The following is a 17,908-nucleotide window of genomic DNA, read 5'->3' as shown; positions in this document are numbered from 1 at the left end:
CCGCTACGGCGGGGCTTTGAGTGCATGCCCCAAGGATACCTCTCGGCTCCCCGGGAATCGCGGTTCTTTAGTCGGATAAGCGCTCAATGATCAGCGCAATACCCTGGCCAACGCCGATGCACATGGTGCACAGGGCGTAGCGGCCTTGACGTTCTTCCAGTTCATGCAAGGCGGTGGTCACCAGCCGTGCGCCGCTCATGCCCAGCGGATGACCGAGGGCAATCGCGCCGCCGTTAGGGTTGACCCGTGGATCGGTATCGCTCAGGCCCAGCTCGCGCAGTACGGCCAGGCCTTGCGCGGCGAAGGCTTCGTTGAGTTCGATCACGTCCATGTCGGCCAGGCTCAGGTTGGCCAGTTCCAGCACCTTGCGGGTCGCTGGCACCGGGCCGATGCCCATGATGCGCGGCTCGACGCCGGCGGTGGCCATGGCGACCACCCGGCCGCGCGCCTTCAGGCCGTGGCGTTTGGCAACTTCGGGGCTGGCCAGCAGCAGCGCACAGGCACCGTCGTTGACCCCGGAGGCGTTGCCGGCGGTGATGCTGCCGCCTTCGCGGAACGGCGTGCCGAGTTTCTGCAATTGTTCCAGCGTGGTATCGCCGCGTGGGTGCTCATCGTGCTCGACGACTTTGGCCGGGCCTTTGCGCTGGGGGATTTCTACCGCGACGATTTCTTTAGCCAGACGGCCGCTGGCCTGGGCCGCGCCGGCACGTTGCTGGCTACGCAGGGCGAAGGCGTCCTGGTCGGTGCGGGAGATGTTGAACTGCTCGGCGACGTTCTCTGCCGTCTCTGGCATGGAGTCGATGCCGTAGGCTTTCTTCATCAGCGGATTGACGAAGCGCCAGCCGATGGTCGTGTCGTACATCTGCGCGTCACGGGAAAATGCCTGCTCGGCTTTGCCCATCACCAGCGGCGCGCGGGACATCGATTCGACGCCGCCGACCAGCATCAGCCCGGCCTCGCCACAGCGAATGGCGCGTGCTGCGGTGCCAATCGCATCCAGGCCGGAACCGCACAAACGATTGAGCGTGGTGCCGGGTACGCTGACCGGCAATCCGGCCAGCAGCGCCGACATGCGTGCGACGTTGCGGTTGTCTTCGCCGGCCTGGTTGGCGCAGCCATAAATCACGTCATCCACAGCAGTCCAGTCGACCTGCGGGTGGCGGCGCAGCAGTTCGCGCAGCGGCACCGCACCGAGGTCGTCGGCGCGCACGCTGCTCAAGGCACCGGCATAGCGACCAATCGGGGTCCGCACCGCGTCGATGATCAAGGCGTCATTCATTCGGGTTCTCCTGCGGCAGTACTGCGCCGCGCACTTTGTAGGATTTGCCATGGAACAGCGCGATGAGCCGGCCCAGTTGGTTTTCAATACGAACGTCGTAGTTGCCGGTGCGACCGGAGCGGCTTTGCTGGGTGCAGTCGGCAGTCAAGGTGTCGCCCAGGTGTGCCGGGGCGATGTAGTCGATGCTGCAACCGATGGCCACCGTGGCTTCGTTGTAGCTGTTGCAGGCAAAGGCAAACGCCGAATCGGCAAGCGCAAACAGGTAGCCGCCGTGGCAGGTACCGTGGCCCTGGATCATGTCGGCACGCACGCTCATGCCGACGCAGGCACAGCCGGGTGCCGCCGAGAGCAGGCGCATGCCCATCGCCTGACTGGCGGTGTCGCGGTCGAACAGGGATTTTGCGCAGTCGCTGGCCAAGTTCATCGCTTCGTGGTTAGTCATGAAAAGTTCTCCCTTCGGCGACGCGACGACGCAACAGCAGCGACGGCCGATAGCGTTCTTCGCCGTAACTGGCTTGCAGGTTTTCCAGCACTTTGAGCACGTGCGAAAGGCCGATGGCATCCGCCCAGGCGAGTGGCCCTTGTGGATAGTTGACCCCGGCGCGCATCGCCAGATCGATGTCGGCGGCCGACGCCACGCCTTGCAGCACGGCGTCGGCGGCTTCGTTGGCGAGCATGGCAACGGTGCGCAAAACGGCGAGGGCCGGGCTGTCGCTGAGTGCGCTGACGGTGAATCCGGCCCGTTGCAGCAGCGCGATGCCGTGATCTAGCGCGGATGGCTCTATGCCGGCTGCGTAGCTGATCGCGATGCGGCTGGCCTTGCTGTAATCGAATGCGAGGTCAAGCAGGATCAGATTGCGCAACCCGTCTTCCTTGGCGCGTTGACAGGCCATGCGCCCGTCGCTCAGCGCCAGTACCGCGTCACCGACTCGCAGCAGGCCTTGGCCGTCGCGCTGAATGACCTCGACCTTGTGTTCATGCAGGCGTGGGATCAGCGCGTTGGCGATCCCAAGATCACCTTCGACCACACAGGTTTCAACGGTCTGTTCGCTGCTGAGGGTGGTCGGCTGCGGCCGCACGGCACCTTCGGCGTAGCTGTAAAAGCCCTGGCCGCTTTTGCGCCCCAGACGCCCGGCGTCCACCAGTTCTTTCTGGATCAATGAAGGCAAGAAGCGCGTGTCGCCGTAATAGGCGTCGAACACCGAACAGGTCACCGCATAGTTCACATCGTGGCCAATCAAGTCGGTCAGTTCGAAAGCGCCCATCGCAAAGCCACCGGCATCGCGCATCAGCGCATCCAGTGTCGGGCAGTCGGCAGCGCCTTCCTGAAGCAGGCGCAGGCTTTCGGCGTAGAACGGCCGGGCCACACGGTTGACGATGAAGCCCGGTGTCGAACGGGTGTGTACCGGTTTTTTGCCCCAGGCCTTGGCGGTGTCGTACAGGCACGCGGCCAAGACCGGATCGCTGGCCAGTCCCGAGACGATTTCCACCAGCGCCATGACCGGCGCCGGGTTGAAGAAGTGCAGGCCGAGCAGCCGTTGCGGGTGATTCAGCTGCGCGGCGATGCTGGTGATCGACAGCGACGAGGTGTTGCTGGCCAGAATGCAGCGCACACCGCAGATCTCTTCCAGTTGGCGGAAGAGGGCGCGTTTGACCTCAAGGTTCTCGACAATGGCTTCGATCACCAGTTCGCAATCCGCCAGCGCTTCGATGGCTTCCACGGCCAGCAAGCGGGCGAGGGTGGACGAGCGCGATTCGGCCGAGAGCTTGCCGTTGTCGACGCGTTTGCCCAGTTGTCGGGCAATGCCCTCGATGGCTTGCGCCGCCGCGCCGGGGCGATTGTCCAGCAGCAGCACGGTGTGGCCAGCCTGCGCCGCGACCTGTGCGATCCCGGCACCCATGGCCCCGGCGCCGATCACCGCGATGCGCGCATCAATGTTCAGTGCAGTCATGACTCAGCGCCCCTTGAAGCTTGGGCTGCGTTTTTCCATGAAGGCGCCGACGCCTTCACGGTAATCCTCGCTGCGCCCGGCCAGGCGTTGCAGGTCTTTTTCCAGCTCCAGCTGCTCATCAAAAGTGTTGCTCAGGCTGGCGTTCAGACTGCGCTTGATCAGTGCCAGACCGTAGGTCGGTTGCGTGGCCAGGTGTTGGGCGAGTTTCAGCGCTTCATCGCGCAGTTCGGCGTCTTCCACGCAGCGGTAGATCAAGCCCCATTGCTCGGCTTGTTCAGCGCTCAAGCGGTTGCCGAGCAAGGCCAATGCCTTGGCGCGGGCCATACCGACCAGGCGCGGCAAGGTCCAGGTACCGCCGGAATCGGGAATCAGGCCGATTTTGCAGAAGGCTTGAATGAAGCTCGCCGAACGCGCCGCCAGCACCAGATCGCAGGCCAGCGGAATGTTGGCGCCAGCGCCGGCGGCCACGCCGTTGACCGCGCAGATCACCGGCAGCGGCAGGTCGCGCAACTGGCGGATCAGCGGGTTGTAGAACTTCTCGATGGACTCGCCCAGATCCGGCACGGCGCTGCCCGGCGCCACATTGCGATCGCTGAGATCTTGCCCGGCGCAGAAGCCGCGACCTTCACCGGTCAGCAGCAATACACGCACATCCGGGTTTTGCCGGACCTGTTTCAGGGCTTCCTTCACTTCACCGTGCATCTGCGCGTTGAAGCTATTCAGCTGATCCGGACGATTGAGGCTGAGCAGGGCGACGCCGGCTTCGATGGAAAACAGGATGTGTTCGAAATTCATGGTCATGGCGCTCTTTGGGAGGTCGTTCGAATTCATTAATTACTGGCCAGTGAAGGTCGGCATGCGCTTTTCCTGGAAGGCCTGAATGCCTTCATCGCGGTCGCGGGTGCCGGCCAGCACGGTGAAGGCGTGGCGCTCGAAACGCAGGCCGCTGGCCAGGTCAGTGTCCATGGCCTTGAGCAGCGCTTCCTTGGCCAGACGCACCGCCAGTGGTGCTTTGCCAGCAATGCTGCGGGCGATCTGTAAGGCGCGTTCGACGGTGAATTCCGGCTGGGTTACTTCGCTGACCAGACCGGCGCGCTGCGCTTGGCGGGCGTCGATCGGTTCACCGGTCAGGACCATTTGCATGGCCATGGATTTGCCGACGGCGCGCAGCAGGCGTTGGGTGCCACCGGCGCCGGGCATGATCCCGAGGTTGATTTCCGGCTGACCGAAACGGGCATCTTCACCGGCAATGATGATGTCGGCGTGCATCGCCAATTCGCAGCCACCGCCCAAGGCGAATCCGTTGACGGCGGCGATCAGCGGTTTGTTGAAGCGGGTGATGGTTTGCCACGACGCCTGGCGCGGGTCGTCGAGGATGCCGACCAGATTGCGCTCGGCCATTTCCTTGATGTCGGCGCCCGCCGCGAAGGCTTTGCGGCTGCCGGTCAGGACCACGACGCGGGTATCGGGATCAGCTTGTGCGGCGTTCAGTTCATCGGCCAGTTCACCGAGCAATTCGGTGGTCAGGGCATTCAACGCCTGCGGGCGTTGCAGGGTAATCAGGCGAACGCCGGGCTCGATGATTTCGACAGCAAGGGTTAGAGGCATGGCGGATGCCCTCACGGTGTGTGCTCGGCTGCAATGCCGGCTCATTATTGGATCGGCGTAGTAGGCCGGTTTTGCCTGAGTATACCTACAACGTGATACGCAAATACAACAGCAAAACGCATTTATCGTGTCTTATTGACGAGTGGTTGTTCGCTATTGGTCCGGGTTTGGCGAAGCCTTATTTGCAGATAATTGCCGGTTTTATTGGCTTAAACGGCAAATGCAAACCCGTTAAACCGTCTTTCATTAAGGGCGTTACTAAGTGATACGGAGTTTTAATCTTTGTGCTGGTAAAAGCGATGTGATACAAGATGAGTCAATATCGGCATCGCTTTGCGAACACACCTGGCACTGCGCTTAAAGGAACGGCCCATGACCTGCTACAGCCTCGATGGCTTGACCCCGGTGGTTGATCCCACTGCTTACGTTCATCCGTCCGCAGTGTTGATCGGCGACGTGATCGTCGGCCCCCATTGCTACGTCGGGCCGCTGGCGAGCCTGCGCGGGGACTTCGGGCGGATCGTGCTGGAGGAGGGCGCCAATCTGCAGGACACCTGCGTAATGCACGGTTTCCCGGACAGCGACACGGTGGTCGAGCGCAATGGCCACATTGGGCATGGCGCGGTGTTGCACGGTTGCCGGATCGGCGCCGACGCGCTGGTGGGCATGAACGCCGTGGTGATGGACAACGCACGCATTGGCCCGCGCTCATTCGTGTCGGCGGCGGCCTTCGTCAAGGCCGGTTTCGAATGCCCCGAGCAGTCACTGGTCATGGGCGCACCGGCCAGTATCAAACGCGGCCTCAGCGATGAAGAAGTGTCGTGGAAGCAAGCGGGCACCCGCGAGTATCAGCAACTGGCCAAGCGTTGCCTTGAACAGATGCAAGTCTGCGAACCGTTGACCGAGCCGGAAGCGGATCGCCCTCGCATCAGCGACAACGGCTTTCGCCCCAAAGGCAGCGCCCAGTGAACACTGATCCCCTGTAGGAGCGGGCTTGCCCGCGAAAGCGGTCTGACATTCAACATCAATGGTGACTGACATACCGCTATCGCGAGCAGGCTCACTCCCACAGGGCGGCGTGCATTCGGTATATTCCTTTTCTTTTTCAGCCCGGTACGCCCATGTCGTCCCTGACACCCTTGAACCAACTGATTACCCGCTTCCAGGAGCAGACGCCGATCCGCGCCAGTTCGCTGATCATCACGCTGTATGGCGATGCCATCGAACCCCACGGCGGAACTGTCTGGCTGGGTAGCCTGATTCAATTGCTCGAGCCCATCGGTATCAATGAGCGGCTGATCCGCACGTCGATTTTCCGGCTGACCAAGGAAGGCTGGCTGACCGCCGAGAAAGTCGGGCGTCGCAGCTATTACAGCCTGACCGGCACCGGTCGCCGGCGTTTCGACAAGGCGTTCAAGCGCGTTTACAGCTCCACCGTGCCCGCGTGGGACGGTTCCTGGTGCCTGGTGATGCTCACGCAGCTGACGCAGGACAAGCGCAAACAAGTGCGCGAAGAACTGGAATGGCAAGGTTTTGGTGCGATTTCGCCTGCGGTGTTGGCATGTCCACGTAGCGACCGTACCGATCTCAACGCGACCTTGCTCGACCTCGGCGCCCAGGAAGAGACCATCGTCTTCGAAACCACGGCGCAGGACGTCCTGGCGTCCAAGGCGCTACGTTTGCAGGTGAAAGAAAGCTGGAACATCGAAGAACTGGCGACCCATTACAGCGAGTTCATCCAGCTGTTCCGACCGCTCTGGCAAGCGCTTCGCGAGCAAGAGAACCTGCAACCGTGCGACTGCTTCCTGGCACGGGTCCTGCTTATTCATGAATACCGCAAACTGCTGCTGCGCGACCCGCAACTGCCGGACGAGTTACTGCCCGGCGATTGGGAAGGTCGGGCAGCGCGTCAGTTGTGCCGCAACATTTACCGGCTGATCTACGCCAAAGCCGAGGAATGGTTGAACAGTGCACTGGAAACCGCCGACGGCCCGCTGCCGGACGTGGGTGAAAGTTTCTATCGACGCTTTGGCGGGCTGAAGTAGTCCGTCATTGCTGTGGGAGCGGGGTGGTTAGGGAGGACCTTGGGATTGGCGTAGACAATAAAAATAAGCCTGCGTGAGGCCTGACATGATTTCTGCAAGTGCACATCGCCGTGAAGGATTTGATCAGTGGATCCATCAGATCAACCAGATTTGTGGCGCTTTCAATGGGCAAACCCTGGGCGCCGGGTTTTCCGGGCAGATCCGCGAACACCGCAGCGGTGCGCTGAAACTCAGTTTTGTCGACGCCTGCCAGGCGCGGTTGTACCGCACGCCTGCGCAAGTCGCGGCGGGTGAGGACGGCAAATATTTTGCGGTGTTCCAACTCGACGGCACGGCGGGCATGGCCCAGGGCGACAACAAGGTGTTGCTCTGCGCCGGTGACATCACCCTGATCGACGCGTCGCGCCCCAGCGACTTCACCTACAGTGAAAACTCCCGTCAGTTGTCGCTGATTCTGCCCTCGCCGCTGATTGAGCAAACCTTGCGCTTCAACCAGGTCAAGTGCGGTCACCGCATCGCCGCGATGTCACCGATGGCAATGCTCTCTCACCGCCTGATTCTCGATGCCGTACAGCAAAACACTCTGAGCCTGCCGGAAAGCGAGGCTACGCTGGAAGCGATTGTCAGCCTGCTGCGCCCGGCCATCAGTCAAACCGAAGGCAGCAACGATTTGCACGAGCGCATCTTTCGCAAGACGCTGGAATGCATCGACGCGCACATTCGCTCCGAAGACCTGTGTCCGGAATGGCTGGCGCGGGAAGTCGGCATGTCGGTTCGGGGGCTGTACCGGATCTTTGCCAAGAAGGGGTTGGTGGTGGCGAAATACATCAAGAATCGTCGGCTGGACTTGTGCGCCGAGTCCCTGCGCCAATCGCGTACCGAACAGAAATTGTCGGTGCTGGGCTATTCCTGGGGTTTTTCCGATTCGAGCTACTTCTCCACCGCGTTCAAATCGCGGTTTGGCATTTCCCCCGGCGAATACCGTAAAACCCGCGCCTGAGATCCGCCTGAATCACACATAACCTCTGTAGGAGTGAGCCTGCTCGCGATAGCGGAGTGTCAGATAAATTAATGTTGTCTGACACTCCGCTATCGCGAGCAGGCTCACTCCTACAGGGTTTTGTACTACGGTTTGAGCAACTGGCTGAACGCCTCCAGTTCGCTTTTCTCCAGATCGGACACCAGCACAAACCGCATGTGATTCGCTTGCCAGGACACCACGTTAAAGCCACGAATCGTCTGGCTCTGTTGCGGCTTATCCGCCTCCGGCGTGGGCAGGATAAACACGTTGATAATGTGCTTGGCCCGCCCATAACTGAGGGCCGCCGTGGCCTGATGCTGCAGATAATCCAACCGCCCACCCAACAGCACAAACCCTTGTGCCGAGTAATCGATTACCGGTGGCGCGAAGTCGAGTTTGCCAGTGAACCAAGGCTTCACGGTATGGCGGTCGGAAGACACCACATCATTCAAATGCTCACCCATCAACGAGCGGACATGACTGGAGACGGCCTCGTCCATCAACGGTTGCTCGCTGGCCGGCGTGGCCACATAAAGCACCACCGCCAAGCCTAGCGCTGCCGCAGAAAAGGCCGGTGCGAACCATGTTCGCCAGAGCTCGAAAATATTTGGGCGCGGGGCAGCAGCGGCGAACACACTGGCCGTCAACGACGCCGGGGCCGTGTAATACGGCGCCTGGCGTTTCACGCCGAGCATCAGCAGCCTCGCCTGATCGTGCAACCGCGCGCATTCGGCGCACCCGGCCAAATGCCCGGCCACCGTTGCCGTCGTCGGCGGGTCAAGTTCCTTGTCCAGATAGCCATGCATCAACGTCTGGCAAACCGTGCAGTCGAGTTCATTCATGATCGTACAACTTCAGTAGTTCGAGCTTGAGCATGGCGCGCGCCCGGGCCAGTCTCGACATGACGGTGCCGATGGGAATGTCGACCACCAGGGCAATGTCCTTGTAGGGCAGGTCTTCGAGTTCTTTCAGAACAATCACCTCACGAAACGCCGGTGGCAGGGCGCACAGGGCTTGCTGGATAAGCGCCGAATTTTCCATATGGATGGCCAGTAGTTCCGGGGTCTGGCTGTGGCTCAGCATGGCGTCGTCTTCGCAAAGTTCGTCGCCGATAGCGACCCAGTGGTGTCCGGCCGAGGCCTTGAGCCACGTGTAGCTTTCGTTGCGTACGATAGTTAGAAACCAGGCCTTGGCGTTGCCGTCGGCGAAGCGGTGTAAGAAACGGAAGGCGCGCAGGGCGCTTTCCTGGACGACATCGCGCGCGGCGCTGTCGTTGCCCGTGAGCCAGCGCGCGAGGTTGTAGGCCGCGTCCAGATGGGGCGCAAACAGTTCCTCAAATCGCTTCATAGTGGTTCCCGCACTGTCCCACCCCTATAACCGCGCTGCTCCGCATTTTATTCCCGGAAAAAACAACTTTTCCAACGCACGACGCAATTCCCTGTAGCAGCTGCCGAGGCACGAGGCTGCGTTGGGCTGCGTTGGGCTGCGTAGCGGCCCCCGAAGGGCGGTCCTGCGGACACGCAACGCAGCCTCGTGCCTCGACAGCTGCTACAGACGTTCAATGTCGTGGAATAAAACTCCGTCCTGATTGGTTGTACCTCGTGTCAGCACCATTACTGTAGTTCGCCAGCGAGGGAAAACCGATGGACATTCAATCAAGGCACCCGCTTCGCACCGACGGCCCGCTGAACCCTGACCGCCGAACACTGCTGAAATGCTCGGCGTGGGCCGGGGCGGGGGTCATCTGGGCCCTGAGCGGCGGCATTCCCCGGGCCTTTGCCCTGGATGCGGCGGGCAACGTCTCCGACCCCAAGGCACTGGCCAGCACCTTCCACTTCGTGCAGATCAGCGACTCGCACATCGGCTTCAACAAGGAGGCCAACCCGGAACCTGTGAAGACGTTGCAGGTGGCCATCGACAAGGTCATCGCGCTGCCAAAACGGCCGTCGCTGATCCTGCATACCGGCGATATCACCCACCTGTCCAAACCCGAAGAGTTTGACACGGCCGCGCAACTGCTCAAGGGCCTGCCGTCCACGGTGCACTACGTCCCGGGGGAGCATGACACCCTCGACGAGGGCGGCGGCAAGCTCTACCTGGAGCGTTACGGCAAAGGCACCAAAGGCAATGGCTGGTACAGCTTCGATGACCACGGCGTGCATTTTGTTGCACTGGTGAATGTCTTCAATTTCCAGGCGGGCCACGAAGCGACCCTGGGTGCCGATCAACTGGCCTGGCTGGCCGATGATTTGCGCGCCGTGACCAGCAGCACGCCAATCGTGGTGTTTACCCATATTCCGTTGTGGACGGTTTATCAGCCGTGGGGCTGGGGCACTGAGGATGGCGATCAGGCGATTGCCATGCTGCGCAAGTACGGTTCGGTGACGGTGTTGAACGGGCATATCCACCAGGTCATCCAGAAAGTCGAAGGCAACATCACCTTCCACACCGCCCGTGGCACCGCTTATCCACAACCTGCACCAGGTGCGGCACCGACACCCGGGCCGATGACGGTGGCGGCTGATCAATTGCGCAATTATTTGGGGATCACCGATGTGCGAGCGACGCAGGGCGATCATCCGCTGGCGCTGATCGACTCGACACTGGTTTAGGGGGAGGGCACTCGGATGAAAAAGCGACTGTTGGCCGTGGCCTGCCTGCTGCTGTCGATGCCGGTGTGGGCTCAGGAGGTGAAAATCGATATCAGGGAGTTCATGTTCGGGCCCAAGGATTTGAATGTGGCCGTGGGTACCAAAGTGACATGGGTGAACGATGACCAGATTCCGCACACGGTGGCGGAAACCCACAAGGTATTTCGCTCTGGGGCGCTGGATACCAATGACAGCTTTTCCTGGGTGTTCAACACACCGGGGGAATTCGAGTATTTTTGTGCGCTGCATCCACAGATGATCGGGAAGATTGTGGTCAGCCAGTAATGCCGCAAGCACCTGCGACCAATCCACCTGAAGAAACCCGCCCCCCTGTAGGAGCATGGCTTGCCCGCGATGGCGGTGTGTCAGATGACTGCGATGTCGACTGACACACCGCCATCGCGGGCAAGCCATGCTCCTACAGGGGGCGTGTGGTTATTTGGGGGCGCTGAGGTTCAACGTCGGCGTCTCGTCAAAGAAGTTCCACGGCTTCAACAGCACATGCACCCATTCGGTCGGCATGATCGGCCATTCCTCGGCCCGCGCGATGTGCGTGGTGCCGGTGGTCAGCCAGACCACGTCGTCAGAGTTTTCAATCGGCTGGTTATCCGCGGTGAACTGCCCAAGCCCCGAGTCTTTGTCCGAACGGTTCGGGTATTTGCCTTCCGGGTACTTTTCCTCCGGGTTATAGCGCGTTACCCACAGTTGCTTGTCCATGAAGCTGAGGCGGTGATAGAGCCATTCATCCTTGCCGAAGTTCGCGCCCTTGGCCACCGGATGCGTGCCGCCGGCATACGGAATCAGTTGATAGGAAACCGGGTTGCCGACTTTGTTTTCCTTGCTGAAGTTGGTCATCAGGCGAACAGTCGAAGGGTCGAACTTCTGTGCGCCTTGCTGTTCGGTGCTGACCACGTTGTGCTCGGTCTGCATCGTGCTGGTGCGCGGGCCGCCACGGTCATTTGGCAGCACCACCGGGTTCACTTCAACCAGCGAGTTGGTTTCACCGTCGACGTCCATGTCCAGGCGGAAGTTGTAGATGTGCTGGTGCGTGGTGCCGACGATGTTGTGGTCCAGCAAGGTGCCGTAGCGCGTGTCTTCCTTGGCCGTGGCTTCGTGCATGGTTTTCGACTGCACGCCTTTGACCGCTTCGATACCGGTGGCGCCGGCATCGATGCCGATGGTGCCGTTTTGCTGGAAGACCCAATCGACGATGTAATCGTAGTTGCCGACGGTGCTGATCCACCGCACCACCAGCTCACGCCGCTCGGTGCTGAGGTTGGGCTGGCCCATTTCCTGGTGTTTGTATTCCGGGCCGGCGTAGCGTTCGAACACCGCCATGGCACGAGGAATCGAAGTCGGCGCGCCGGTGTAGTCGGCAATCGTGGCGTCGAGCAGCACGGCGTTTTCCGGAGCGTCTTTGCCGCGTGCAATTGGCGAGGTCAGGGTACCCATGCCGTACTCGCCTGAGTCCAGGTAAGCCTTGAAGTACCAGCCGGCGTCAGGGTCGCCGTAAGGCACGATCATCCCGCCCAGCGAGCCTTCGTACATGATTTTGCGTTTCTTGCCCTTATCGTCATACGTGACGGTGGACAGGATCGGGCCGACCCGCGAATCGAGGCGAACATGGAAGTTCCAGTTCTGCCAGTGAATACTGTTGCCGGTGATGGTGTAGTTTTTCCCCTCCGGCTCAATGATTTCCAGCGGCTTGACCTGCACGCCCTTGCGGCCACGGCCGTCATACGGCGTCGGTTTCATCGGCACCGGGATCAAGGCTTCGTCTTCGATCTTGATCAGTTTCTTTTGCTCAAGGTCGACAATCGCCACCAGGCCCTCGATCGGGTGCGCCCAGTAATTGCCGTCACCGGTATTGAGGTAGCTGACGATTTTCAGCAGCCGTTTGTCCTGCTCCAGTCCGTCCTTGCCGTCGAAGTAGCCGACGGTCAGCGGCGTGGCCACGACTTTTTTCACATCGGTGATGCCGCGCTTGGCCAAGGCCTGCGCGTACTCGGGGCTGGTTTCCACAGCCGATTGCACAGTGGCGAAATCGTCCAGCAGGACCATCCCGTGCGCACCTTCGATAGGCTTCCAGGACTTGAGCGCCTTGGCGTCGAGGTCGACCAGAGCTTCGATCACGTGCTTGCCATCCAGCACCACGATGTTGGCCTGGCGCGGCTGTGTGACGTTCTGACCGGTCAAGGCGAAATTCCAGACCTGATCCTTGGGCGGCGCATTGACCGAGACTTCGGTGAAACGAAAACCGGGTTGGTAGTGCTCGGACTGCTTGACGATATCCACCGCCGCCTTGATTTCGTCCGCGCTCAACGGGTTGAGCGGGTTAGGCCGGGTTTCGACGACAAAGGTTTTGTCCAGGCCGGACTGGAACACCTGATTGATGAAGTCCTTCGGCATGTAGGCGGTTTTGTGTTTGAACACCACCGGGACCGCCAGCTTCATGGGCTTGCCATTGAGCATGGCGACTTTGCTGTCCGGTTTGACCTTGAGGTAAACCCCGTCCTTGGCAATGACGAACAGGTTGGCGTAACTGTCCCATTTGACCGTGGCCCCGAATTCCTCAAGGGTCGACTGCAAAGGCACCATTTCGGCGGCCCCGCCATGGGCCTGTGCGGTGGACATCCAGCCCGGCAAACCGAAGGTGCCCAGGGTGATGGCCAGCGCGAGTCGGGCGAGCGGTTTTCTTTTTAACGAGGCAATGGACGTGAACATTTCTGAGTTCCTTGGGAAACCGGTGACAGCACACCACACTGTGCTACAGCCAATGAAAGGCTTCTTGTGAATTCCTGCCAGATTCCTGTTGCTGCGTGCCTAAATGATCGTTGCCCAAGGTTAATCCACAAATAAACAACTTGGCGTCGACCGGCTTTCACCTCGCCTGATCTGTCGCATAATGAACCCGCTGGTTTTGACTTTTGTAGTTAACGTAATCGAGTGGGTCGGACATTGATCGAACGACGGCAATTCAGCGGAGGGATGAAGGGTAAAAACCTCCGCTATCTAAACGAGCCTGCTGACAAGCCTGCGCCAATCACGCGCACAGGCTTTTTGCTGCTCGAACACTTCTCGCTGCCTGCGTTCACGCAAGCACTGGACACGATTGTCACCGCGAATCTGCTGCGTCCCGGCTTGTTCGCTTCCCGAACGTTTGGCTTGAACGATGGAGAGGTCGTCAGTGACCTGGGCCTGGTGATCCGGCCGGACGCACGCTTCGATGCGTCAGCGATTCAGCAACTGGACCTGTTGGTCGTGTGTGGCGGCTATCGCACAGAACTGAAGGCCGCCGATGAGTTCATCCACCTGTTGAGAACGGCGGCAGAGCGGGGCGTCACCCTGGCCGGGCTGTGGAATGGCGCGTGGTTCCTCGGCAGCGCTGGCTTGCTCGATGGCTATCGATGCGCCATTCACCCGGAGCATCGGCCCGCACTGGCAGAGATTTCCAAAGCAGCGCATGTCACCAGCGAGCCCTATGTGATTGACCGCGACCGCCTCACGGCGTCCAGTCCTGCGGGGGCCTTCCATATGGCACTGGACTGGATCAAAGGGCTGCACGATAAAGCCCTCGTCGAGGGGATCGAGGACATTCTGGCGTTTGAAGAGTCTCGCTACCGGCGCATCAAACCGGCGGAAAATATCTGTGTCAGCGCGCCGTTGCGCGAGGTGGTCAAGCTGATGGACGCCAATCTCGAAGAACCGCTGGAGCTGGAGCAGCTGGCGGTCTACGCCGGCCGTTCACGTCGACAACTCGAACGCCTGTTCAAGGAACAACTGGGCACTACGCCGCAACGCTATTACCTGGAACTGCGGATCACCGAGGCGCGTCGACTCCTGCAGCACACCGAACTGTCCCAAGTGGACGTGCTGGTGGCCTGCGGTTTTGTTTCGCCAAGCCATTTCAGCAAATGCTATAGCTCGTATTTCGGCTACCGGCCGTCCAAGGAAACCCGGCTCGTCAAATAAACAGCCATGCCCTCTCCCGAAAGGAGAGGGTGGCTGCCCATTTCAAGTGTGACGAATTTCCCGGTCCTTGGTTTCCGGCAGGAAGAATGTGCCCAGAATCGCCGTCATCACCGCGATCACGATCGGGTACCACAGCCCGTAATAAATATCCCCCGTGGCCGCGACCATGGCGAAGGCCACCGTCGGCAGAAACCCTCCGAACCAGCCATTGCCGATGTGATACGGCAGCGACATCGAGGTGTAGCGGATGCGCGCCGGAAACAGTTCCACCAGCCACGCGGCAATAGGCCCGTAGACCATGGTCACGTAGATCACGAGGATGGTCAGCAGTAGCAACACCATCGGGTAGTTGGTCTTCGCCGGGTCGGCCTTCTCGGGGTAGCCGGCTTCCTTGAGGGCAGTGCCGAGGGTGGCGATGAAGGTGTCGTTGCTGGTTTTGAATTCAGCGGCCGGCAGGCTGGTGCCCTCGAAGCTCTGGATCACCTTGTCGCCGATGCGAACTTGCGCGACGGTGCCCGGTTCGGCCTTCTCGTTTTTGTAGGGGATCGCTTTCTTCGCCAGCACGCTCTTGGCGAGGTCGCAGGAACTGGTGAATCTGGCCTTGCCCACCGGGTCGAACTGGAACGAGCACTGGCCGGGATCGGCGATCACCGTGACCGGGTTCTTCTCCTGTGCCACGAACACGTCGGGGTTACCGTACTGGGTCAACGCATGGAAGATCGGGAAGTAGGTCAGCGCTGCGAGGATGCAGCCGGCCATGATAATGCCCTTGCGGCCGATGCGGTCGGACAGGCTGCCGAAAATGACGAAGAACGGCGTGCCAATCAGCAGCGAACCAGCAATCAACAGATTGGCGGTTTGCGGGTCGATCTTGAGTGTTTGCAACAGAAAAAACAGCGCATAGAACTGCCCGGTGTACCAGACTACCGCCTGACCGGCCGTACCGCCGAGCAAGGCCATGATCACAATTTTCAGGTTGCCCCAGCGGGCGAAGGATTCCGTCAGTGGCGCCTTGGAGGCTTTGCCTTCCTCCTTCATTTTCTTGAACACCGGCGACTCGCTGAGCTGCAGGCGGATGTACACCGAGACGATCAGCAGCAGGATCGATAGCAGGAACGGAATCCGCCAGCCCCACGCCTCGAACGCTTCCGTGCCGAGCAAGGTGCGGCAGGCGAGGATCACCAGCAGCGACAAAAACAGCCCGAGGGTCGCGGTGGTCTGGATCCACGAGGTGAAGTAACCGCGCTTGCCTGGCGGTGCATGTTCGGCCACGTACGTCGCCGCGCCGCCGTATTCACCACCCAGCGCCAGGCCTTGCAGCATGCGCAGGCTGATCAGGATGACCGGCGCCGCCACGCCGATCGTGGCATAGCCCGGTAGAAAACCGACGATGGCGGTGGAGATACCCATGATGACAATGGTGATGAGGAAGGTGTGCTTGCGCCCGATCATGTCACCCAACCGGCCAAACACGATGGCGCCGAAAGGCCGTACGGCAAAGCCTGCGGCGAAGGCGAGCAGGGCGAAGATGAACGCCGTGGTCTCGTTGACGCCCGCGAAGAAGTGCTTGGCTATGATGGCGGCGAGGGAACCGTAAAGGTAGAAGTCGTACCATTCGAATACGGTGCCCAGGGACGAGGCGAAAATGACCTTGCGCTCTTCCTTGGTTATCCCGCGGTTGGGCATGCTACCCGTGGTTGTGCTGTCGATTACGGCCATGAGTGTTCTCCGTTTTGCTCTTGTTATAGGCCGGAGTACCTCTCATCAGTTGCCGCACCCAGGCCCTGGGGCTGATGTCATCGGATTGCAAATTGCACGAATCAGGGAAGCAGCTGACGGCCTCGCAGGTGTGCCGGGATAGTTGAAGCATAATCACCTTCGCGCAGATATCCACTCGCCATCACGCTTCAATCTCAAGTCGATGAAACGCCGCGGGTGGCCGACAAACAAGTGCCCCGCAGAAAACCGAAAACGTTCGGATTTTGCGTGTTCAGTGGCGAGCCTTAAAAAACGCAGAAGCTGGCATAAACCATCATCATCACAGTAGCGACACCAAACGCGCCCAATGCCTTTGCCATGTCATGGTGTTCAGGCACATGCTCGGCCATTGGCTGCCATGGAGGAATCGAGGACGCTGAACTTTTGCTGTGGTATTGGCGGTGGACCCTGTAGGTGTATCGCAAGCCAATCAGCAGAAACAGCGCGACCAGACCGAGTACGGCCATGCAAGTAATGGCGGGTTTAGCCTCGGCCCGGGTTTCGTGAGCACAGGCCGCGCTATTGAGTTCCAGAATGCTGATTTGTCCATAACCCATCTGGGGCTGCGGGGTAACCGTGCGGATCGCTGCCTGTTGTTGCAGGTCCAGCACCTGATACTTCCAGAGCGTTGTCGAGCCTTCCCGGCAGTAGGTGAACGTGATGGGGTCCGGGGCATCAATAATGCAACCATCGTTGATGTTGAGTTTTTTCAGCGTTTGATCCGCTGCTCTTGTGAAATCCAGGTCGAAGACCGGAATAATCCCGGTGGCTGAAGCTGCCATCGAAAACAGCACGCTGCCCGCGACGATGATTATCGAAGCTTTCAAGGTTATGTTTCCTTGTTTTTAATCAGCGTATAGAAACGCACGCGGAGCGTGGCTCCCCCTGTTTCGATGAGTCTAGAAGACCGGTAGACGCCTGAAGCCTCTCAGGAAAAATAGCGTAGATAATGGCAGGAATGACACTCGTTTACAGTCAGGTACCCTTGCGGCGCCTGGCCGAATCAGTCACTCATGCCGTCTTCAATCGCGATTCCTTGTGCACGCATTGCCTTGATCAACTCTGCCCGAGTACCCGGTAAATTGAGCATAGTCACGTGACGCAATTCAGCCACCTCTTCAGCGCTGTAAGGCTGATACTCGGCAGGCGTGCTTTTACCGGCCAGGCCGCCGTCGCGCATCAACCAGTTAAGCAGGTCAGCCAACTGCGCGTTGTTCAGCGCCGATTGCGACATGCCGGGTACACGCACCAGAAATTCGCGGCCGCCGGGGACCTTGAGGAAGTTGCCGACAAACCCTGTGAGCCGAGGCGTGTCATTGGCTGCCGAGCCCATGCCGTTGCCCAAATGGCAGCCGGCGCATTGCAGCTGGTAGTTCACGCCAACGCTGTAACCGGCCTGGGCGATGGGTTTTTGCAGTTCTTCATTGCCCGGCGCATGCCGCTGCGTCGGGTCGGGAATGGCCCGGGCATAGGCGAGCGGGGCGGCAACGACGCAAACCAGACCGAGAAATAGCAACCTACGCATGACAAGCACCTCTACGGTAAAACACACTTTTCGAAACCACCGCCGAAACCTGTGTAGGAGTGAGCCTGCTCGCGATAGCGGTGTATCAGGCAACACA

17 protein-coding genes are annotated in these 17,908 nt (G+C 60.1%); 6 read left to right on the top strand and 11 right to left on the bottom strand.

What is annotated here, in order from left to right:
* Nucleotides 1-67: 67 nt before the first annotated feature.
* Genes pcaF through paaF form a run of 5 tightly spaced genes read right to left on the bottom strand, consistent with a single transcriptional unit; the run spans nt 68 to nt 4,839 of the window.
* A complete protein-coding gene (gene pcaF, locus AC1DWM_RS24210; RefSeq protein WP_223514463.1) occupies nt 68-1,279 on the bottom strand; it encodes a 3-oxoadipyl-CoA thiolase in 1,212 nt (403 codons plus the stop codon).
* Nucleotides 1,272-1,721 (bottom strand): hydroxyphenylacetyl-CoA thioesterase PaaI, encoded by a 450-nt coding sequence (gene paaI / locus AC1DWM_RS24205; RefSeq protein ID WP_223514466.1) that lies wholly within the window; start codon nt 1,719-1,721, stop codon nt 1,272-1,274. Before paaI ends, pcaF begins: the two co-directional genes overlap by 8 nt.
* Nucleotides 1,714-3,231 carry a 3-hydroxyacyl-CoA dehydrogenase PaaH gene (gene paaH, locus AC1DWM_RS24200; RefSeq protein WP_223514468.1) on the bottom strand — a complete coding sequence of 506 codons (1,518 nt, stop codon included), beginning with the start codon at nt 3,229-3,231 and terminating at the stop codon, nt 1,714-1,716. The genes paaI and paaH overlap by 8 nt, the downstream gene beginning before the upstream one ends.
* A gap of 3 nt (nt 3,232-3,234) precedes the next feature.
* A complete protein-coding gene (gene paaG, locus AC1DWM_RS24195; protein WP_223514487.1) occupies nt 3,235-4,026 on the bottom strand; it encodes a 2-(1,2-epoxy-1,2-dihydrophenyl)acetyl-CoA isomerase PaaG in 792 nt (263 codons plus the stop codon).
* 39 nt (nt 4,027-4,065) lie between these two features.
* Nucleotides 4,066-4,839, bottom strand: coding sequence for a 2,3-dehydroadipyl-CoA hydratase PaaF (gene paaF, locus AC1DWM_RS24190; protein ID WP_223514471.1), 774 nt, complete (start codon nt 4,837-4,839; stop codon nt 4,066-4,068).
* A gap of 372 nt (nt 4,840-5,211) precedes the next feature.
* On the opposite strand from paaF, the gene paaY reads away from it, so the two are divergent.
* From paaY to feaR, 3 genes are all read left to right on the top strand, one after another.
* Nucleotides 5,212-5,808, top strand: a complete 597-nt coding sequence (paaY, locus tag AC1DWM_RS24185) for a phenylacetic acid degradation protein PaaY (RefSeq protein WP_223514474.1) — start codon at nt 5,212-5,214, stop codon at nt 5,806-5,808.
* 152 nt (nt 5,809-5,960) lie between these two features.
* Entirely contained in the window at nt 5,961-6,884 is a 924-nt protein-coding gene (paaX, locus tag AC1DWM_RS24180; protein ID WP_150778157.1) for a phenylacetic acid degradation operon negative regulatory protein PaaX, read from the top strand.
* A gap of 85 nt (nt 6,885-6,969) precedes the next feature.
* Nucleotides 6,970-7,884, top strand: a complete 915-nt coding sequence (gene feaR, locus AC1DWM_RS24175) for a transcriptional regulator FeaR (protein WP_477796326.1) — start codon at nt 6,970-6,972, stop codon at nt 7,882-7,884.
* A gap of 125 nt (nt 7,885-8,009) precedes the next feature.
* Here feaR and AC1DWM_RS24170 read toward each other — a convergent pair whose 3' ends face one another.
* On the bottom strand, nt 8,010-8,747 hold the full coding sequence (locus AC1DWM_RS24170; protein WP_223519552.1) for an anti-sigma factor family protein: 738 nt from the start codon (nt 8,745-8,747) through the stop codon (nt 8,010-8,012).
* On the bottom strand, nt 8,740-9,252 hold the full coding sequence (locus tag AC1DWM_RS24165) for a sigma-70 family RNA polymerase sigma factor (RefSeq protein ID WP_223519554.1): 513 nt from the start codon (nt 9,250-9,252) through the stop codon (nt 8,740-8,742). The genes AC1DWM_RS24170 and AC1DWM_RS24165 overlap by 8 nt, the downstream gene beginning before the upstream one ends.
* 296 nt (nt 9,253-9,548) lie before the next feature.
* Between AC1DWM_RS24165 and AC1DWM_RS24160 the strand changes: the two genes are divergently transcribed.
* Both AC1DWM_RS24160 and AC1DWM_RS24155 read left to right on the top strand, forming a co-directional pair.
* Nucleotides 9,549-10,517, top strand: a complete 969-nt coding sequence (locus tag AC1DWM_RS24160) for a metallophosphoesterase family protein (RefSeq protein ID WP_477796325.1) — start codon at nt 9,549-9,551, stop codon at nt 10,515-10,517.
* A 15-nt stretch (nt 10,518-10,532) separates the two neighbouring features.
* Nucleotides 10,533-10,841, top strand: coding sequence for a cupredoxin domain-containing protein (locus AC1DWM_RS24155; protein ID WP_223519558.1), 309 nt, complete (start codon nt 10,533-10,535; stop codon nt 10,839-10,841).
* A 150-nt stretch (nt 10,842-10,991) separates the two neighbouring features.
* Here AC1DWM_RS24155 and tynA read toward each other — a convergent pair whose 3' ends face one another.
* Nucleotides 10,992-13,280: a primary-amine oxidase gene (gene tynA / locus AC1DWM_RS24150; RefSeq protein WP_477796324.1), complete on the bottom strand. Its 2,289-nt coding sequence runs from the start codon at nt 13,278-13,280 to the stop codon at nt 10,992-10,994.
* 234 nt (nt 13,281-13,514) lie between these two features.
* Between tynA and AC1DWM_RS24145 the strand changes: the two genes are divergently transcribed.
* On the top strand, nt 13,515-14,528 hold the full coding sequence (locus AC1DWM_RS24145; RefSeq protein WP_477796323.1) for a GlxA family transcriptional regulator: 1,014 nt from the start codon (nt 13,515-13,517) through the stop codon (nt 14,526-14,528).
* A gap of 42 nt (nt 14,529-14,570) precedes the next feature.
* Here AC1DWM_RS24145 and AC1DWM_RS24140 read toward each other — a convergent pair whose 3' ends face one another.
* From AC1DWM_RS24140 to AC1DWM_RS24130, 3 genes are all read right to left on the bottom strand, one after another.
* Nucleotides 14,571-16,247: an MFS transporter gene (locus AC1DWM_RS24140; RefSeq protein ID WP_477796322.1), complete on the bottom strand. Its 1,677-nt coding sequence runs from the start codon at nt 16,245-16,247 to the stop codon at nt 14,571-14,573.
* A gap of 284 nt (nt 16,248-16,531) precedes the next feature.
* Nucleotides 16,532-17,113, bottom strand: coding sequence for a hypothetical protein (locus AC1DWM_RS24135; protein WP_223519565.1), 582 nt, complete (start codon nt 17,111-17,113; stop codon nt 16,532-16,534).
* A 176-nt stretch (nt 17,114-17,289) separates the two neighbouring features.
* Nucleotides 17,290-17,811 (bottom strand): cytochrome C, encoded by a 522-nt coding sequence (locus AC1DWM_RS24130; RefSeq protein WP_477796321.1) that lies wholly within the window; start codon nt 17,809-17,811, stop codon nt 17,290-17,292.
* Nucleotides 17,812-17,908 lie beyond the last annotated feature (97 nt).

This window comes from Pseudomonas sp. P4_C8, assembly GCF_056401975.1.
This window is presented reverse-complemented; position numbering and strand designations above follow the sequence as displayed.

Coding starts and splice junctions, on each gene's coding strand:
- pcaF (WP_223514463.1), bottom strand. CDS start 1,279: ATGAATGACGCCTTGATCATCGACGCGGTGCGGACCCCGATTGGTCGC.
- paaI (WP_223514466.1), bottom strand. CDS start 1,721: ATGACTAACCACGAAGCGATGAACTTGGCCAGCGACTGCGCAAAATCC.
- paaH (WP_223514468.1), bottom strand. CDS start 3,231: ATGACTGCACTGAACATTGATGCGCGCATCGCGGTGATCGGCGCCGGG.
- paaG (WP_223514487.1), bottom strand. CDS start 4,026: ATGAATTTCGAACACATCCTGTTTTCCATCGAAGCCGGCGTCGCCCTG.
- paaF (WP_223514471.1), bottom strand. CDS start 4,839: ATGCCTCTAACCCTTGCTGTCGAAATCATCGAGCCCGGCGTTCGCCTG.
- paaY (WP_223514474.1), top strand. CDS start 5,212: ATGACCTGCTACAGCCTCGATGGCTTGACCCCGGTGGTTGATCCCACT.
- paaX (WP_150778157.1), top strand. CDS start 5,961: ATGTCGTCCCTGACACCCTTGAACCAACTGATTACCCGCTTCCAGGAG.
- feaR (WP_477796326.1), top strand. CDS start 6,970: ATGATTTCTGCAAGTGCACATCGCCGTGAAGGATTTGATCAGTGGATC.
- AC1DWM_RS24170 (WP_223519552.1), bottom strand. CDS start 8,747: ATGAATGAACTCGACTGCACGGTTTGCCAGACGTTGATGCATGGCTAT.
- AC1DWM_RS24165 (WP_223519554.1), bottom strand. CDS start 9,252: ATGAAGCGATTTGAGGAACTGTTTGCGCCCCATCTGGACGCGGCCTAC.
- AC1DWM_RS24160 (WP_477796325.1), top strand. CDS start 9,549: ATGGACATTCAATCAAGGCACCCGCTTCGCACCGACGGCCCGCTGAAC.
- AC1DWM_RS24155 (WP_223519558.1), top strand. CDS start 10,533: ATGAAAAAGCGACTGTTGGCCGTGGCCTGCCTGCTGCTGTCGATGCCG.
- tynA (WP_477796324.1), bottom strand. CDS start 13,280: ATGTTCACGTCCATTGCCTCGTTAAAAAGAAAACCGCTCGCCCGACTC.
- AC1DWM_RS24140 (WP_477796322.1), bottom strand. CDS start 16,247: ATGGCCGTAATCGACAGCACAACCACGGGTAGCATGCCCAACCGCGGG.
- AC1DWM_RS24130 (WP_477796321.1), bottom strand. CDS start 17,811: ATGCGTAGGTTGCTATTTCTCGGTCTGGTTTGCGTCGTTGCCGCCCCG.